A 16,861-nucleotide genomic window follows, 5' to 3' on the forward strand; every position below is an offset into this window, starting at 1 on the left:
TTAGGATTAAGAGAATTACCTTTTTATATTATATGACTAAACAGCGCGTACCTTAAACTGCTGCATGGTTTCCCTTAATGAGTTGGCCTGCTGAGACAATGACTCACTGGCTTTTGCCGTTTCATTGGCGCTGCCAAGTACCAATTCCCCTGAATCTCGAATCGCATTAATCCGCTCGCTAATATCCTCGGCGGTGACGGCTTGCTGCTCGCTTGCGGTCGCGACTTGAGAATTGGCCTGAGTCAGTTCAGTTAAGGCATCTAAAATCTCAAATAGGTGCTGCTTGGCTTGATTAACGAGCAGTGACGATTCACTGATTTGCTTATCGTTATTGGCGAAGGATTCAACTGAAGACTTAGCATCTTTCACGAGCGTTTGAATAAGATCGCTGATTTGCTGCGTGGCCGCTTGGCTACGAGTTGCCAACGACCGCACTTCTTCGGCGACCACAGCAAACCCACGACCTTGATCTCCCGCCCGCGCCGCTTCAATCGATGCATTCAAGGCCAACAAGTTCGTCTGCCCTGCTATCGCATCGACCACTGAGACAAAGTTGAGGATTTTTCCTGTACTCGCCTGAACCTGTTGAATAAGTTGATTCGAATACTGGGCGCTGGCAACTAACTGTTTAGAAATTTTTTCGCTCGCATCGACAACCTCGCAACTTTCTTTCACTTTATGCTCGGCTTGTCCCGCTGAGTACGAAGCGGTTTCGGCACTGCTCGCCACTTCAGTGATCGTTGCCGCCATTTGAGTCATAGAAGCGGCGACTTGATCGGTATTATCTTGCTGTCTTAGCATGGCCTCACGATTATTTTCGGCTACCGCATTAAGCTCAGTCACCATAGAGGCAATTTCTTCACTTCGAGCAATCACTTGGCCGACGGTTTTACTTAAGGTCCACGCCATTTGATTCATACTGACTGTGAGTTCGCCCAGTTCATCCTTAGAATCGACGCGCAGCTCTTGGTTAAAATTACCCTGTTCCATCTTAGCCGCAGAATTACGTAACCGATTGATAGATTTGACCATGTATTGACTGCAAGCGATGCCTATCAATAAGCCTATGACTAAAGACACGATAGAAATAATCGTTAAACCATAAATCGCCCTGAGCTCTTCATCTTCAGTCACAGAAACTGCGGTTTGGGTCATTTGCTCTAACCGCTCAACCAACTGTCTCAGCTCAGTATTAAACTCGTTTTGCGCGACCTCTAAGGATTCAACCCGCTTAGCTAAAACGGCGGGTTCTTCTTTTTGCTGAATTCCAGTGATCACAGTGGTAAGTAAAGCTTCATAATCACCAAAATGTTGAATTATCGTGCCAATATCTTGATTTAACTGCTGTGTTTTTTCATATAATTGCGGATTTTTAGCCTCTTTTAATGCCTCATTGAGCATAGACTGAGTCGAGAGTAACTCCTTATTAATATCTTCTTTACGCTGAATCACCTCCCCAATAAAAGCCGCTAAAATGGGCTGACTCGATGCGGCTTCAATATCCGCCGCACGAAACGCTTTTTCTAAAATGACCGAGCTTTCGAGCTGCTTAATGGTAACGTCGGTTGATAATCTCACTAACGGAATGTTTTCCTTTGCAATGCCTTGAATTTCCTCCGACACGCGCTGCATCTTCAACAAACTAAAACCAGACAAAATCAGGATCAGCATTAACATCACCCCAACGAGGGCGATCATTTTATGTTTAATCCGTAAGTCTTTTAAAAACTGCACCATAAAACGAATCTCCAGCAAACACAGATATCAAAGGATGTCCCATTGAAGATAGTCGCAGTTTTCACTTTTGGTGGTTGAATTAAGCATAAAGTATTAGCTGAATTTTAAAAAAAACTTAAACATTAGAAAAATCGCATCATAGCTAAGCTCGATGATACGTTGGAGTCAACAAAGCGCTAAAACTTGCATTAACATGGCAGATCACAGAAGATCCCTTGGCCTTTTTCATTGCCTTTAGCCTCATTCATGACTCAAGCTGCATCACCTACGCCAAATACTGTGACTCACACAGCAACGAATACAATGGCCGACATTGAAACATCCCATGCCTCGGCGAATGCTGTGCCTGATTCCACAGTGACACTTTGCTCATCAGAGGCAGAAAAGCAAAATGCTCAGATCCGGTCGCAATTCCCAGCGTTACATCAAATGCTTGATGACTATCCCTTGTGTTATCTTGACACCGCAGCCACCAGCCAGAAACCGCAAATGGTGTTAGATGCCATGGCGCAGTTTTACGCTAACGACAATGCCAATGTGCATCGCGCGGCGCACCAGTTATCGGCGCGCTCGACCTTAAGTTATGAAAAAGTACGCGATCAACTGCAGCAATTTTTAAAGGCCGAACGCCGTGAAGAAATCATCTTTAGCCACGGCACCACAGAATCAATCAACTTAGTCGCCTTTGGACTCACTACACACGTAAGCGCAGGCGATGTAATATTAATCGACGCCGCCGCCCACCATGCCAATATCGTACCTTGGCAGGAACTGGCCAAACGCACGGGGGCAGTGATTAAGCCTATCCCTCTCGATCAAGCTTGCCGCTTAGATGTCAGCGCCTATAAAACTTTGCTCGAGTTAAAGCCAAAAATTGTCGCCCTATGCCATGTGTCCAACGCCCTAGGCACAGTTAATCCCGTGGCTCAGTTAGTTCAGCTAGCAAAAGCCCAAGGCGCAATAACCTTAGTTGATGGTGCGCAGGCAGTGGCGCATTTAACGCTGGATGTGACTGAAATTAATTGTGATTTTTACGTTTTCTCGGGGCATAAAATGTATGGTCCCACTGGTATTGGCGTGCTTTACGGCCGTTTCGACCTGTTAGATACTCTCGCGCCACTATTAACTGGCGGCGAGATGATTAAACGCGTGAGTTTTGAAGCGACAGAATTTGGCAGCCTACCGAATCGCTTAGAAGCGGGCACGCCGCCAATTGCCGAAGTCATAGGTTTGGGCGCGGCCATTACATTTTTACAAACCGAGCTCACGCCGCAAGTTCAAGCTTATGAAGCTGAATTAGTTAACTATTTACAAAGCCAATTGCGCGCGCTCGGCGAAGTGCATTTATACGGCGCCTTTGATGACAATATCGGTGTCGTCGCCTTTAATCTTGCCGATGAACATCATCAAGATGTGGGCATTTTGCTGGACCAACAAGGGGTTGCCGTGCGCTGCGGCCATCATTGTGCCATGCCATTAATGCAGAGTCTGAATCTTAAGGGCTGTTGCCGCGCCTCTATCGGGATCTACACCAATAAAGACGATATCGACCGTTTTGTTGCCGCGTTGGTCTCGGTAAAAGACTTGCTGCTGTGATCCAGTCTTTAGCCACTGAACCACGCGACTCATGTGCTCAAAATAAGTTACGTCCCAGATAAGTTAAGCTCAAGACAAGTTACGCTCAAATAAGTGAGACAGGATTTAGCCCTATGACAGATTCAACTAGCCCTATGCCAAATGAGGCCGACTTTCACTATTCAGTGCAAGATGCCGAGACCTTGCTGGCGCGCTTTACCAAGGCAGCAAACTGGCAGGAAAGATATCGCCAAATTATGTTGTTAGGGAAAGACTTACCGAGTTTAAGCCCAGAACTTCGCGTCGAAGCCGCTCAAGTAAAAGGTTGTGAAAGTGATGCGTGGATTTATCATCTAGAACAGGCTGGTAAACACTATTATTTAGCCGACAGCGATGCCCGCATCGTCAAGGGATTGATTGGCTTATTACTTGGCGCCTGCCATGGCAAAAGTCGCGCTGAGATCCAAGCATTTGATCCTGCAGCTTACTTCAAACAATTGGGACTAGAAGGCCAGCTCAGCCCATCACGCACCAACGGCCTTAACTCCCTCGCCAAAGCCATGCTTGAAGCCACTCGATAATCATAACCTTAGGGTTTCATTTACTGGCAAAAGTACTGGCACAAACGATAATGAACACAGCTCTGCAACAATAAATCATCATCACTCCAGCCTAGGGGCAAAGGCCAAAAAAGGGATTTAATCAAAGACTTCTACGCCCTAAAAAGGTATAAAGAAGTTACATTTGCGTTATTGATAGGAATCGAGCATGCCCATCAAGGCAGTCAATCACTACCGTCGTACACTCCTTAAAGGTCTTGGCGCAGCAACCCTGTTAAGCCCACTCGCCAGTTTACCTAGCTTTGCCGCCGCACAGAGGCGGATATATGTCGATGGTTTATCCTTCCTACCCGATGACTTAAGTGATGTAACCGCCGCTAAACTCGATGCCTATCTTTGCGATATTTCGGCGATTGAGACTATAGAACAAGCCGATGGCACTCAAAACTACAAACGCACCTATAAAGCCTGTATGGAAAGTATCAAGCAGGCTGCAAAACGGGTAAGCGAACATCCTGACATTTTGTTGCAAGGCCTGAGTGGACGAGATATTCAACGTGCTCGCGACAGCCAGCGCACTGCGGTGTTTTTTCAAATCCAAGGCGCAGATTGTGTCGAAGCAGACAGTGAAGCTAACCAGTGGGCACAGGTGGATGAGTTTCATCAACAAGGGCTGCGCGTATTGCAGCTCACCCACCACTATGGCAACACCTTCGCTGGTGGTGCGTTAGACAATGATGCCAACGGCGGACTCAATCGGCCGCTCACCGCCCACGGACGCGAACTTATCACCAAACTCAATCACGCCAACATCTTGGTCGATGTGAGTCACTCCAGCGCTCAAACCGCTTTAGATGTCGCAAAAATCACGAAATCTCCCATAGTGCAGAGTCACGGCGCGGCGCGCGGCATAGTAAACCATGCCCGTTGTTCCCCCGATGAAGTGATCCGCGCTATCGGCGATAGCGGCGGCGTATTCGGCGTATTTATGATGAGCTTCTGGCTCACTAATAATGCTGTGCCTACGATCGATGATTATATTCGCCAGTTGGAATACGTATCGCGCGTCGGCGGTGTAGATAGCGTGGCAATTGCCAACGACTTCCCACTGCGCGGCCAAGAAAACTTGCTCGTTCTTAATAATGACAACGCCCAAGGCATTAAAGAATATCAAGAATGGTGGTACAGCTTAAGGGCGAAAGGCGTGCTAGGTTTCGATGCAGAGCCAAGGCATGTCGTGATCCCCGAGCTAAATCATATCGATCGCATGAGCCGTATCGATGATGCCTTAGCCAAGGCGCGCTTTAAAGCTACCGATCGCGACCGTTTCATGGGTGGTAACTGGCAACGCGTGCTCAATAAAGTACTAGTGTAAACGCCATTGTTTTATCGCTCTGTTTAATTTACGTTGTCGATAATTTTACTGGCTTATCTACCCGCTTCAGTCTTGGATATTCTATGCTGACCACACTCGCCATTTTCAATTATCGCTCTCTGCGTGAAATCGTCTTGCCCCTAGGGCAACTCAATTTGATCACTGGGGCGAATGGCAGTGGTAAATCTAATCTATACAAGGCGCTACGTTTACTCGCACAAACAGCACAAGGTGGCGTTGTCAATGCTTTAGCCCAAGAAGGCGGGCTCGACTCTAGCTTTTGGGCGGGGCCAGAAAACCTCACCAAAGGCATGTTAGCGGGCGAAACCGCCATTGAAGCCACCGTCAGGCAAGCGCCGAAACGCTTAAAACTTGGCTTTGCCGGTGAGGACTTTAGCTATCTTATTGAACTCGGTTTGCCTAAACCCGACGTCACAACGCTATTTGGCTTAGATCCACAAATCAAGCGCGAAGCCATTTGGAACGGGCCTAAATATCGCCCCTCTACTGTGTTAGTCGAGCGCCGCGGTTCTATGGTGAAAAGCCGCAGTGCAAATGGACAAGGCTGGATAACCTTAGGTGCTCACCTGCAAACCGGCGACAGTATTTTTACTGAGCTTGCCGATCCAGAGCGCAGCCCTGAAGTGATCAAGCTTCGTGATAGTATCCGCGCATGGCGCTTTTACGATCACTTCAGAACCGATACCGAAGCCCCCGCAAGGCGACCACAATTAGGTACGACCACACCAGTATTGCACCACGATGGCCGTGATTTAGCCTCGGCAATCCAAACCATTTTTGAGATAGGTGACAAAGCCGCATTTGATCATGCGGTCAGTGATGCGTTTCCCGGTGCTAAAGTACGAATCGAGCCGCAAGCGGGCGGCATTTTAGTGCTCGCGTTTCATCAACATGGTTTATTAAGGCCACTCAATGCCAGTGAATTGTCGGATGGCACCTTGCGTTATTTGCTGTTAATCGCCGCCCTACTGACGCCAAGACCGCCTGAACTTATGGTGTTAAACGAGCCAGAAACCAGTCTGCATCCGGATTTATTGCCCGCACTTGCCCGCTTAATCGCTAAGGTGTCTAAGGATTGCCAGCTATGGGTGGTGTCCCACGCCAACAGGCTTATCAATGCTTTAAGTCAATTTGAACACTGCAATACCTTGGCCCTAGACAAAACCTTAGGTCAAACGCAGATCCAAGGCCAAGACTTACTCAATACGCCCAGTTGGCTATGGCAGAATCGTTAACCTATAGCCTTAATCAATCGTAAAATACCGCGAGCCATAGGGTTTCTGAACTTATAGAAGTCGAAGCGACTCGATGTTTTTGATGGGGCGGAATCGTTAAGTAATCTCCAGGGGTTAGCGTAACGGGTTCACCTTGTTCAAATTCAAACGTCGCGTCGCCTTTGAGCAGCATCACCCATTCATGCTGAGTTTGATCGTACCATTGACCGTCAGGCGTATATTGCCCATTAGAGACGATGCGCTCTATGGTCACAGAGTCATTACCCGCCAGTTTTTCAAACACTTCCGCCGATAAATCTGTGGGTAATTTTGCAAAAAAGTTATCAAGCATTTTGTGTTTATTCCTCTGCTTTTATTCGCTCTCTCTGCTGATTAAACAGTATTTTTAACAATCAAACATTGAGAAACGAAACCATTAACCGCTATGATATGCGCACTGAAATACTCAAGGTCCATGAGTATCCCTCAGATAAGCTTATTGTTTTACATATGGATATGGAGATTTCCCCTGATGTCGTTGTTTCGCGCACTCAAAGCCAAGTTATTCCCCTCAAGCCAAACTAGCCGCGATCCAAAAGACATTCAGCTTCAAACTGAATCACCTGTAGCCTGCCAAGAACAAGCGCTAACTCAGGCGCCGTCAGTCGCTGTACCGCTATTCCAGCGTCACTTCAGCTTAAAAATTTATGCAACAAAGGCAGACGCGAGCGCTTGTGAAGAAAATGCCGACCACAACTTAACTCTCTATCACTACGATGCGCCCCAAGCAATAGAACTCTTAGGCTGGGAAAATGCTAATGAATGCTGCGAATTTCATCATACCGAATTTGACCGCCTTGAAATGGGCAATCAACTCCCGTTTCCAGAGCAACATTTTTGGCTCGGCACAGAAAAAGTCTGCAGTATCACAGCTCAAAAGAACCACCAGGAAACCACATTATGGCAGGTTGAACTTAACAATCGAGATGCTCTGTTAATAAGCCACTTTACGCTCGATGCAGACTATAAAGTACAAGGCGACATTCAAGATTACGCCAGCTTAACTGGCCAACTACATCGCACTTATCATCAACTCGATTCTGAAGACGGCGCGGGTATGCTCAGAATTGTCACCCAAACGCCCAATCTCACAGAAGCCGTTGACTCAAACTACTTTGGTGAACGTCATGGCGTTTCCCGCCAGTTCGACGCTCTGGGGACCTTGTTATTTGAAGGTAACTTTATTAATGATCAACAACTTGGACAGCAAGCTTGGTATGATCATGAGGGCAACATAACCCAGAGTGAAGAACGCAGTACGAGCGGCATATTAGTCAAACGCTATTACAGTAATGGGCAAGTCAGAGAGGATGCTGAACTTGATCGTGATGGCAACTACGTCAATACCTTGAGTCGCTATTATGAGTCAGGCAAACGCTGGCTGACTCGACCTATGCTGGCGAATAAAATCCACGGCATTGAATATATGTACTATGAATGTGGCGCCCTTCAGGCCGAACTGAGTCACGAGCATGGCAACTTAGTTAAAGAGGTATGGTTTCATCCTAATGGCCAGCTCAAACAAAAAATACTCGTCAATGACGCGGGCAAGAGCTTTGAAACCTTTTTTGAAAATGGTCAATTGTCATGGCGTGAGCAATTTAATCCGCAGGGGCTTATCTATGGTATTCGCCAAGAATGGCACCCTAATGGCCAGCTCGCATTACAACTTAACTTCGACAACGGTCTCGCACAGGGAAATCGTGAAAAGTGGTACGCCAATGGCCAGCTTGAGGCAAAAATCCCATTTGAACAGGGTAAAGAGCAAGGCATGGCCTACTGGTACCATGACAATGGCCAACTGTCTCTCGAAATGTACCTAGAGAAAGGACTCAGGGAAGGCCTGTTTAAAAGCTATTACAAAAGTGGCGTGCTCTCGGCTGAAGGCCAATATAAAAATAACCTCTCGGTAGCCCCCTTTATCGAATATTACGAAAACCAGCAAGTTCAAATGTATTTACCGCACACCCAAGGCAACCGTGATGGCACTGCCCGCTGGTTTTACCAAGATGGCACGATACGCACTATCTCTGAGTATGAAGTGCGCGACGGCCAAGGCTACCTCAGAGAATCCAGTTTTTATAACAAAAAAGGGGTCCTCGAATCCTATCAAAGTCACTCAAATACCCGCTGTGGCTATCATCTTGAGAATAATCAAAGGGAATACTATCAAGAAGGTATTGCCGATACTCGCATCGAATACTATGAAGATGGCGCCATTCGCTGGTTGCTCACACGAACTCAAGGGGATTTATTTAGCTCTAAATCCTTGTCCCCTCAAGGTTTAATTCTAGAAACTGGCACAATTCAAATTATCGATGGCCGTTACCTCGATGTCGGCCATTGGCAACGGTTTACGCCCCAAGGACAAGTGTATCGCGAAGTCTGGCTAGATGAAGAAGGCCAGCTTATAGAAAGCCGTCACTACTTTGATTTTAATCAGTATCTATCGACTCAAGAAGATGACGAAGCAGAATGGGAAGACGCAGAGCCCCGTCATTATGGCTATGATGACTGTGATATCAGTGACTATGATGAAGACGATGATGCAGATTGGGAACATGACGGATTAAATGAACATTCAACTAACCACTTACACACAGCTAACCATAGCAGCAATAGCGCATATTTGTCCCGTCACAAGTATCACAGACCCAATGGCGATGCCACAGCGGATGTCGACGCCAAAGAGCCGATATTGTCTTACCACTTAAAATTTGACGACGAAAGTAAGCTTTATGCAATGAAGCGCTATCATCCCAATAGCCACATTGCCGAAGAAGGTAATTTACAGATCCAAGGAGAAGAACAATTCTGGGTCGGTATCCATAATCAATACGATGAGCAAGGTAAGCTCAAGCTCTCCGAAACCTACACTATGGCAGGAGAGCCGATAGAGCACACCACCAGCACGAATGCGATATTGTTAAATTAATCAATTTGATATGGATAATGTCAGTATCAATAGATATGAATGATGAGTTTAGATAATGTGGTAAGCCCTGATTTAAATTGGCTTACCTTATTTGTCTTAATCACCAACACCATCGAAGTAATAAAAATCTAGTTGCAACACTAAAAACTAAAGTGCAAAAGTGGCGATGGTCTTTTGAATACCGACGACATCCGTGCCACGCTTGAGTTCTTTAACTAAAGGTTCGCTCTGGCCTGAGATCCAGATTTTAAGCTCAGCATCTAAATCAAAATGGCCAGTGGTTTCCACTTCAAAATGGGTAATGGATTTATAGGGTATGGAATGGTAGGTGACCTTCTTGCCAGTAAGCCCCTGCTTATCAATTAAGATCAAACGTTTATTGGTGAAAATAAACAAATCGCGGATCACTTTGTAGGCGAGTTTTAATTCTTCTTGAATGCCCATAATAGGCCTTAATTCTTCGGCTAATTCCTGTAAATCAACCTCAGCAGCATTACCGAGTAAACCGTCTAACAGTCCCATTTTAACATCCCTTATTATTGATATTATTTTCAATAAGATATCTGCTGATAACCGAATGTGCAATATTGGGCTTTGATGAAAATATGGGAGTAGCTATGGTGAGGGTAACATAGATATAGGTAGGCAAATTAAGCGCGCGGATGCAGGCTGAATGGGTGTGAGGAGCATTACACTCTGCAATGCTCCAAATGACAGATGTTAAAGGTGTTTCTGGCCTCGCACTTGACGGTTTTCACCGACCACCATCATTTCGCATTTAGGACAGTCAAAGACCAGCTTGAGCACATCGTTACCGATTTCAAGCACCATAGGATCGGCCTTGATACCTGGTACTTCCTTCGGACACAGATTGAAGTTAAAGCGCAGGCAATGCTTAGTGATCATTAATGGCACGTCTTCGGTAACACCATTTTTCTCATAGGTATCTTGAATTTCAATCACGCCGTGGCGTTGATAAAAATCCTTGGCCTTCTCATTGGCTACGTTACCTAAGTAGCTCAAATGCTTAACGGGATACACTGCATCTTGGTTATGCTTCCACGGCAGTGGACGTACATAACCTTGCACACGGGCAGCCTCTAGAGCGGCCACACCATCACGGCGCAGACCATTGAGAACTGACGCTGGCAAGAACCAAGCTTGGGCCGTATCGATACTAATGCTACGGGCAACAAAGTCAGTACTGCCGAGTTTACCCAGCTGAGTGCGAGTATTTTGTAGGGTCTTGTCGACATCTGTCGCAGGTGTCTTCTCGACCGTTAAATTGACTGTAGCGCTTAGGCCATAGATATCCGTCAAGGTCAGCGCCAGTCCGTCTTCGGTGTCGCTCAACCGTAAATCGACGCCGATAATCCGCTTAGACGATTCTTTCGATAACAGGGCTTCGAAGGCTTGGTTATGGTTACGGTACAAAGTCATGCCGACTTTTAAATCCTTTGGCACCTGCAAAATATGCAGCTTTAAGCCTTCGGCGCGGTTAACTCGCAGGCCTTGCAGCTTGTCATCGGATTGTTTTGCCATGGCAAAATTCGCAGGGAAAAACGCTAAGCCATCGCCGTTATTAAACTCATGGGTTGAGCTCACTTGGATAAAGTCTTTGCCTATGCTGACCACTTTACCGACTTCTTCACCGATATATTTTGGCGAGCGGAAATCTTTAATGCCTTGGCTACGTTCGTTAACAAAGTAATCTGTGCTGCCACGGTTAAAAGTCTTTTCAGGATCGGGAATAAAAGAATGTTCACAACGGCCGTGGGACGAAGCCTTAAACTCAGGGCGACGCGCCATAATCGCATCCAACTTTTGGCGATAATGCGCGGTGACGTTTTTAACGTAACTTAAATCCTTTAAGCGACCTTCAATCTTAAACGAGCGAATGCCCGCGTCGATGAGCGCTTCGAGGTTTTCGGTTTGGTTATTGTCTTTTAAAGACAATAAGTGTTCATTCTGCGCTAACACATCGCCTTGACGGGTTTTAAGATTGCCCGGCAAGCGGCACATTTGCGAGCATTCGCCGCGGTTAGCACTGCGATTACTAAAGGAATGACTCAAGTTACACAAACCACTGTAAGCCACACACAGAGCGCCGTGGATAAAGAATTCGAGCTGCATATTCGTATGTGCGGCCACATCACGGATTTGGCTCAAGCCTAATTCACGGGCGAGCACTACCTGAGAAAAACCAACTTGCTCTAAGAACGCCACTTTTTCAGGGCTGCGGTTATCCATTTGGGTACTGGCATGCAGGGCAATCGGCGGCAAATTAAGTTGCAAGACGCCCATATCCTGCACAATCAGCGCATCGGCACCGGCTTCGTACAGTTGCCAAATGAGTTTTTCGGCGTCGGCCAGTTCGTTGTCCATCAAAATAGTATTGAGGGCGACAAATACCTGAGCATGATATTGATGAGCATAAGTACACAGGCGCGCGATATCTTCAACACTGTTACCTGCCGTCGCCCGCGCACCGAATGCGGGCCCCCCAATGTATACCGCATCGGCGCCATGGCGTATGGCTTCGATACCATAGTCAGCATTTTTTGCAGGCGCCAATAACTCAAGGCGGTTATGGACGTGAGAAAGATTCTCGGGAGTGTATATCTCTGGCTGGCTCATGGCTTCAAAGGCTCAACAGGGTCATTAACAAAAAAGAGCGTAATTATAGCAAGAACTCAAATCCAGCTCTATCAGCAAATCATCAACTAATGCGCTTTGCTGCGGCGCTTGAGTTTTCTCAGGAAGCTTAGTCTCACAAGCAATCTTTGGGCGTCACACTTGCACCCTCAAGCCTAGCAGAGTATCTTTGCGGCGCATTGACGAATAGGCCCCATTATGACTGATTTTATATACCAACCACCGACAACCCCTTGGCTCGATATTCTTTATCAAGATAAAGACATTATCGTCATTAACAAACCTTCAGGATTGTTGTCTGTGCCCGGTCGCGACCCAGCTCATTACGACAGTGTCTATGCCCGAGTAAAAGCTGAACACCCCCATTGCCAAATTGTCCACCGCCTCGATATGGCTACCTCAGGCGTGATCGTTCTCGCCCTTATTCGTAGCGCCGAACGTGAATTAAAACGTCAGTTCCACGATAGGGAAACCAGCAAGACCTACTTTGCAAGGGTCGCAGGCCATGTCAAAAATGATACGGGTAGCGTTGATTATCCGCTGATCTGCGACTGGCCGAATCGCCCCAAACAGAAAGTCGATCACCTTTTGGGCAAACCGTCGTTGACTCACTACCAAGTAATAAGTCGCGCCAAACGCTCAACGCTGGTGAAACTCACGCCAATCACTGGCCGCTCACATCAATTACGGGTGCATATGATGGCGCTCGGTCATCCGATCTTAGGCGATGGTTTTTATGCCGACCCATTAGCCAAATCCTTAGCCCCTCGCCTATTACTGCATGCGGCAGAGCTCACCATCAAACATCCATACACGGGTGTCAGTATGACTTTTAGCGCAGAAGTGCCTTTTTGTGAGCCTTTGGGCAAACAATGATCACTAAAATCAACTAAGACGGGCAAAATCGGTAGCAATTCCCCATAAAAAAACGTAACTTTATGACAATTCATTACGTTATAGAGAATTTATTTATGGATACCGCATTTCAGCGCGATCAACTCGATAATCATATCCTCGAAGCCTTAATGCAGGATGCCCGCACGCCCTTTGCTGAACTAGCTAAACGCTTTAGCGTGAGCGCGGGCACTATCCATGTTCGGGTAGAAAAAATGAAGCAAGCGGGGATAATCACAGGCGCGCAGATCACAGTAAATCCTAAAGCCTTAGGTTATGACGTCTGCTGTTTTATCGGTATCAACCTTAAAAGTGCTGGCGATTATCCTGCCGCCATAGCCAAACTCAACGCCCTCGAAGAAGTCGTCGAAGCCTATTACACCACAGGCAACTACAGTATTTTCGTAAAGGTAATGTGCCAATCCATCGATGGTTTACAGCATGTACTCATCAATCGCATTCAATCTATCGATGAAATCCAGTCAACAGAAACCTTAATCAGCCTACAAAACCCAATAGTCAGAGCGGTTAAGCCTTAAATAAAATCATCCTTAAAGCCAACAACAGAAATATATTCCAATGCTGAATTGATTCATTTTCATCGGCAACCACTAAAAATATCCTATTGCGACCTCAGCATATGCACTATTAAGTCCTCGGACATAAAAAGGAGCCTTTGGGCTCCATTCTTATCTTATACAGTTGCTCTATAAACACATTGCATACTACGAACGTAACCCAATTCCCCGTGAAACTAGATAATACGCTAAGGTCCATAGGGCGACACAGAAACCGATCATAATGGCAATGGATAGTGGCACGCTGATGTCGGCGAAACCTAAAAAACCATAGCGGAACACGTTTATCATATAGACCACAGGGTTGAGTGCCGACACGCCTTGCCAAAATGGGGGCAAGAGTGACAGGGAGTAAAATACGCCGCCAAGATAGGTTAATGGAGTAAGCACAAAGGTCGGGATAATACTGATATCGTCGAAACTTTTAGCAAAAACAGCGTTAATCAAGCCGCCTAAGGAGAATAGCACTGAGGTTAAAAATACCGTCATTACCACTAAACCGGCATGATGCAAGCTAATGTCGACGAAGAACATGGCCACAAGCGTTACTATTAGGCCGACACATAAACCGCGCGCCACACCGCCGCCAACGTAGCCTGCAATCAACACATAATGGGGCACAGGTGCCACCATCAACTCTTCCAAATTGCGTTGAAACTTGGCGCTGTAAAATGAGCTAGCAACATTCGAGTAAGAGTTAGTGATCACCGACATCATGATCAAACCTGGGGCGATAAACTCCATATAAGATACGCCGCCCATCTCTCCAATTCGGCTGCCGACTAAGTTACCAAAAATCAAAAAATACAAGGTCATGGTAATCGCTGGCGGGACTAAGGTCTGGACCCAAATTCGCGTAAAACGATTGATTTCTTTGCTTAAGATGCTTTTAAAGGCAATAAAGTAGAGCTTATTCATGCTGAGGCCCCCTGAGTTTTCTTCACCAATTCGACGAAGAGTTCTTCTAAACGATTAGACTTGTTGCGCATCGATAGCACTTCAATATTGGCTGCGCTCAATTGGCTAAAGACATCGTTAAGATTATGCTCTTTCACCACATCCACCTCTAAGGTATGAGAGTCGGTTAAGCGACAAGCCATGCCATCGAGCACGGGAGCCGTTTCAGTATCGCGACGCAAATCGAGAATAAACGTCTCCATATTCAGCTTACTCAGCAACGCCTTCATGCTAGTGCATTCCACTAAAATACCTTTATCGATAATGCCGATATTACGGCAAAGCATTTCCGCTTCTTCAAGGTAATGAGTGGTCAGGATGATCGTCACGCCCTGCTGGTTAATTTGTTTGAGAAACTCCCACATAGAGCGACGCAGTTCAATATCCACACCTGCGGTAGGTTCATCTAAAATCAATAATTTAGGTTCGTGCATCAGGGCGCGTGCAATCATTAACCGTCGCTTCATGCCGCCGGATAATTCCCGCGAAGGGCTATTGCGCTTTTCCCACAGATCCAGTTGGCTTAAGTATTTTTTGGCACGCTCAAGGGCGATAGGTTTTGGCACACCATAGTAACCCGCTTGATTCACCACAATTTGCAGCACGGTTTCGAACTGGTTGAAGTTAAACTCTTGTGGTACTAAACCAATGCAGAGCTTGGCGTGTTCTAGCTGCTTATCAATATCATAATCAAAGACTTTGACCGTACCTGAACTCTTCTGCACTAAGGAGCTGATAATACCAATCGTGGTGGATTTACCCGCACCATTGGGGCCGAGCAAGGCAAAGAAGTCCCCTTGATTGACGGTGAGGCTGATGCCTTTGACCGCTTCGACGCCGCCTTTATAGGTTTTTTTAAGCCCTTCGAGTACCAGAGCATGGGTAATATTCGCCATATTTGTACCGATCCTTACACATTAGAAAGTAATAAGATGGTGCTAAAAAACACAATTACAATGATGGGTTGCAGAACTAACGCAAAAATTTAGCTAATTGATTGAAAAACCAATCTTTAATGATTCAATTATTTATACTATTTTTTATATAGCCGTCAAAAGCAAAACTCCCGCCTGTTGCGGGAGTTTTAAACGATATCAGACACTTAATCGAGTGGCACGACTTTCGCGATGTAAGGTAGATTGCGATATTGCTCTGCATAATCAATACCATAACCCACGATAAACTCATCAGGGATAGTGAAACCGATAAAATCGACCTTCACATCCACTTCACGACGTTCAGGTTTATCCAGCAGGGTGCACAGTGCAAGACTCTTAGGCTCGCGCAGTAACAGCATCTCGCGCACTTTGCTTAAGGTGTTACCTGAGTCAATCAAGTCTTCCACAATCAATACATCGCGACCGGCGATATCTGATTGCACATCTTTCAGCACTTTCACATCCCGTGAGCTGGTCATAGCATTGCCATAACTGGAAACCGACATAAAATCGATTTCAACATGGCCTTTAATTCGGCGACACAGGTCAGCCATAAAGACCACTGAGCCTTTTAACAAGCCTACCATCAGCAGACGTTCGCTGTGGGCATAATGGGCATTGATTAGCTCGGCCATTTGATCCAATTTCTGGCTTATCTCTTCTGCAGAGATCATCACTTCGGTGGTGTGTTTCATATCAGTCTCAATTGTCGAGGTCGCGGTTAGACTGTTTGTCATAACCCCAGCGACTCGTTAATGCATGGTCAACGCCCAAATGATCGAGAATTCGAGCGACCATGAAGTCTACCAGATCTTCAACCGATTTGGGATTGTGATAAAAGCCGGGCGCGGCGGGCATAATGGTCGCGCCGAGGCGAGAAAGGCTCAACATATGCTCTAAGTGTATGGCACTAAAAGGAGTTTCCCTCGGCACTAGAATAAGTTGACCGCGCTCTTTAATCACCACATCGGCGGCGCGTTCAAGTAAATTATTACTCATTCCTGTGGCCACTGCCGCTAACGTCCCCGTCGAGCAAGGGCAAATCACCATTTGCTTAGGTGCGGCGCTGCCCGATGCGGGCGGTGAAAACCACTCATCTTTGCCTAATACCACTAACTCGCCAGTAATAATTACGCCTTTTTCGTGCAATAAAGCCAACAGTTGAGCATGGGCTTTGTCGCTGTTAGCGCTTAACTGCAAGCCGTGTTCAGTCGCTAATACTACCCGAGCGGCACTGGAGATCATCAAAAATACTTGATAACCCGATACCAATAGACACTCGAGTAACTTAAGCCCATAGGGTGCACCCGAGGCACCTGTCCAAGCTAAGCTAATCGCTTTTGTCGACTTTGTGTAGCTCAT

General features: G+C 46.4%; 15 protein-coding genes. 7 read left to right on the forward strand and 8 right to left on the reverse strand.

Features of this window, described 5'->3' with window-relative positions:
• Nucleotides 1-36 precede the first annotated feature (36 nt).
• Nucleotides 37-1,737: a methyl-accepting chemotaxis protein gene (locus tag AYJ58_RS20685; protein WP_106651550.1), complete on the reverse strand. Its 1,701-nt coding sequence runs from the start codon at nt 1,735-1,737 to the stop codon at nt 37-39.
• A gap of 246 nt (nt 1,738-1,983) precedes the next feature.
• Here AYJ58_RS20685 and AYJ58_RS20690 point away from each other — a divergent pair, with 246 nt between their 5' ends.
• The 4 genes from AYJ58_RS20690 to AYJ58_RS20705 all read left to right on the forward strand — a co-directional run bounded on the left by AYJ58_RS20690 (nt 1,984) and on the right by AYJ58_RS20705 (nt 6,503).
• Complete coding sequence (locus AYJ58_RS20690; protein WP_106651551.1) at nt 1,984-3,333, forward strand: cysteine desulfurase; 1,350 nt, start codon at nt 1,984-1,986, stop codon at nt 3,331-3,333.
• A 113-nt stretch (nt 3,334-3,446) separates the two neighbouring features.
• Nucleotides 3,447-3,893 (forward strand): SufE family protein, encoded by a 447-nt coding sequence (locus tag AYJ58_RS20695; RefSeq protein ID WP_106651552.1) that lies wholly within the window; start codon nt 3,447-3,449, stop codon nt 3,891-3,893.
• 187 nt (nt 3,894-4,080) lie between these two features.
• Entirely contained in the window at nt 4,081-5,247 is a 1,167-nt protein-coding gene (locus AYJ58_RS20700) for a membrane dipeptidase (RefSeq protein ID WP_198555546.1), read from the forward strand.
• Between the two features lie 83 nt (nt 5,248-5,330).
• Nucleotides 5,331-6,503, forward strand: coding sequence for an AAA family ATPase (locus AYJ58_RS20705; protein ID WP_106651553.1), 1,173 nt, complete (start codon nt 5,331-5,333; stop codon nt 6,501-6,503).
• A gap of 13 nt (nt 6,504-6,516) precedes the next feature.
• Here AYJ58_RS20705 and AYJ58_RS20710 read toward each other — a convergent pair whose 3' ends face one another.
• On the reverse strand, nt 6,517-6,834 hold the full coding sequence (locus AYJ58_RS20710; RefSeq protein WP_106651554.1) for a cupin domain-containing protein: 318 nt from the start codon (nt 6,832-6,834) through the stop codon (nt 6,517-6,519).
• A gap of 180 nt (nt 6,835-7,014) precedes the next feature.
• Here AYJ58_RS20710 and AYJ58_RS20715 point away from each other — a divergent pair, with 180 nt between their 5' ends.
• Nucleotides 7,015-9,477, forward strand: a complete 2,463-nt coding sequence (locus tag AYJ58_RS20715; protein ID WP_106651555.1) for a toxin-antitoxin system YwqK family antitoxin — start codon at nt 7,015-7,017, stop codon at nt 9,475-9,477.
• A gap of 147 nt (nt 9,478-9,624) precedes the next feature.
• On the opposite strand, the gene AYJ58_RS20720 is transcribed toward AYJ58_RS20715, so the two are convergent.
• Nucleotides 9,625-9,999, reverse strand: a complete 375-nt coding sequence (locus tag AYJ58_RS20720) for a PH domain-containing protein (RefSeq protein WP_106651556.1) — start codon at nt 9,997-9,999, stop codon at nt 9,625-9,627.
• A 198-nt stretch (nt 10,000-10,197) separates the two neighbouring features.
• Entirely contained in the window at nt 10,198-12,114 is a 1,917-nt protein-coding gene (locus AYJ58_RS20725; RefSeq protein ID WP_106651557.1) for a peptidase U32 family protein, read from the reverse strand.
• 216 nt (nt 12,115-12,330) lie between these two features.
• On the opposite strand from AYJ58_RS20725, the gene rluA reads away from it, so the two are divergent.
• Both rluA and asnC read left to right on the forward strand, forming a co-directional pair.
• Nucleotides 12,331-13,008 carry a bifunctional tRNA pseudouridine(32) synthase/23S rRNA pseudouridine(746) synthase RluA gene (rluA, locus tag AYJ58_RS20730; protein WP_106651558.1) on the forward strand — a complete coding sequence of 226 codons (678 nt, stop codon included), beginning with the start codon at nt 12,331-12,333 and terminating at the stop codon, nt 13,006-13,008.
• 95 nt (nt 13,009-13,103) lie between these two features.
• A complete protein-coding gene (gene asnC / locus AYJ58_RS20735; RefSeq protein ID WP_006080290.1) occupies nt 13,104-13,565 on the forward strand; it encodes a transcriptional regulator AsnC in 462 nt (153 codons plus the stop codon).
• A 186-nt stretch (nt 13,566-13,751) separates the two neighbouring features.
• Here the strand turns inward: asnC and AYJ58_RS20740 are convergent, their stop codons facing one another.
• The 4 genes from AYJ58_RS20740 to AYJ58_RS20755 all read right to left on the reverse strand — a co-directional run bounded on the left by AYJ58_RS20740 (nt 13,752) and on the right by AYJ58_RS20755 (nt 16,861).
• Entirely contained in the window at nt 13,752-14,522 is a 771-nt protein-coding gene (locus AYJ58_RS20740) for an ABC transporter permease (protein ID WP_106651559.1), read from the reverse strand.
• Nucleotides 14,519-15,457: an ABC transporter ATP-binding protein gene (locus AYJ58_RS20745; RefSeq protein WP_106651560.1), complete on the reverse strand. Its 939-nt coding sequence runs from the start codon at nt 15,455-15,457 to the stop codon at nt 14,519-14,521. Before AYJ58_RS20745 ends, AYJ58_RS20740 begins: the two co-directional genes overlap by 4 nt.
• 206 nt (nt 15,458-15,663) lie before the next feature.
• Nucleotides 15,664-16,194 (reverse strand): hypoxanthine phosphoribosyltransferase, encoded by a 531-nt coding sequence (gene hpt, locus AYJ58_RS20750; RefSeq protein WP_011845844.1) that lies wholly within the window; start codon nt 16,192-16,194, stop codon nt 15,664-15,666.
• 7 nt (nt 16,195-16,201) lie between these two features.
• Complete coding sequence (locus AYJ58_RS20755; protein ID WP_006080284.1) at nt 16,202-16,861, reverse strand: flavin prenyltransferase UbiX; 660 nt, start codon at nt 16,859-16,861, stop codon at nt 16,202-16,204.

The organism is Shewanella sp. Pdp11 (genome assembly GCF_002838165.1).
Taxonomy (GTDB): Bacteria; Pseudomonadota; Gammaproteobacteria; order Enterobacterales; family Shewanellaceae; genus Shewanella; species Shewanella hafniensis.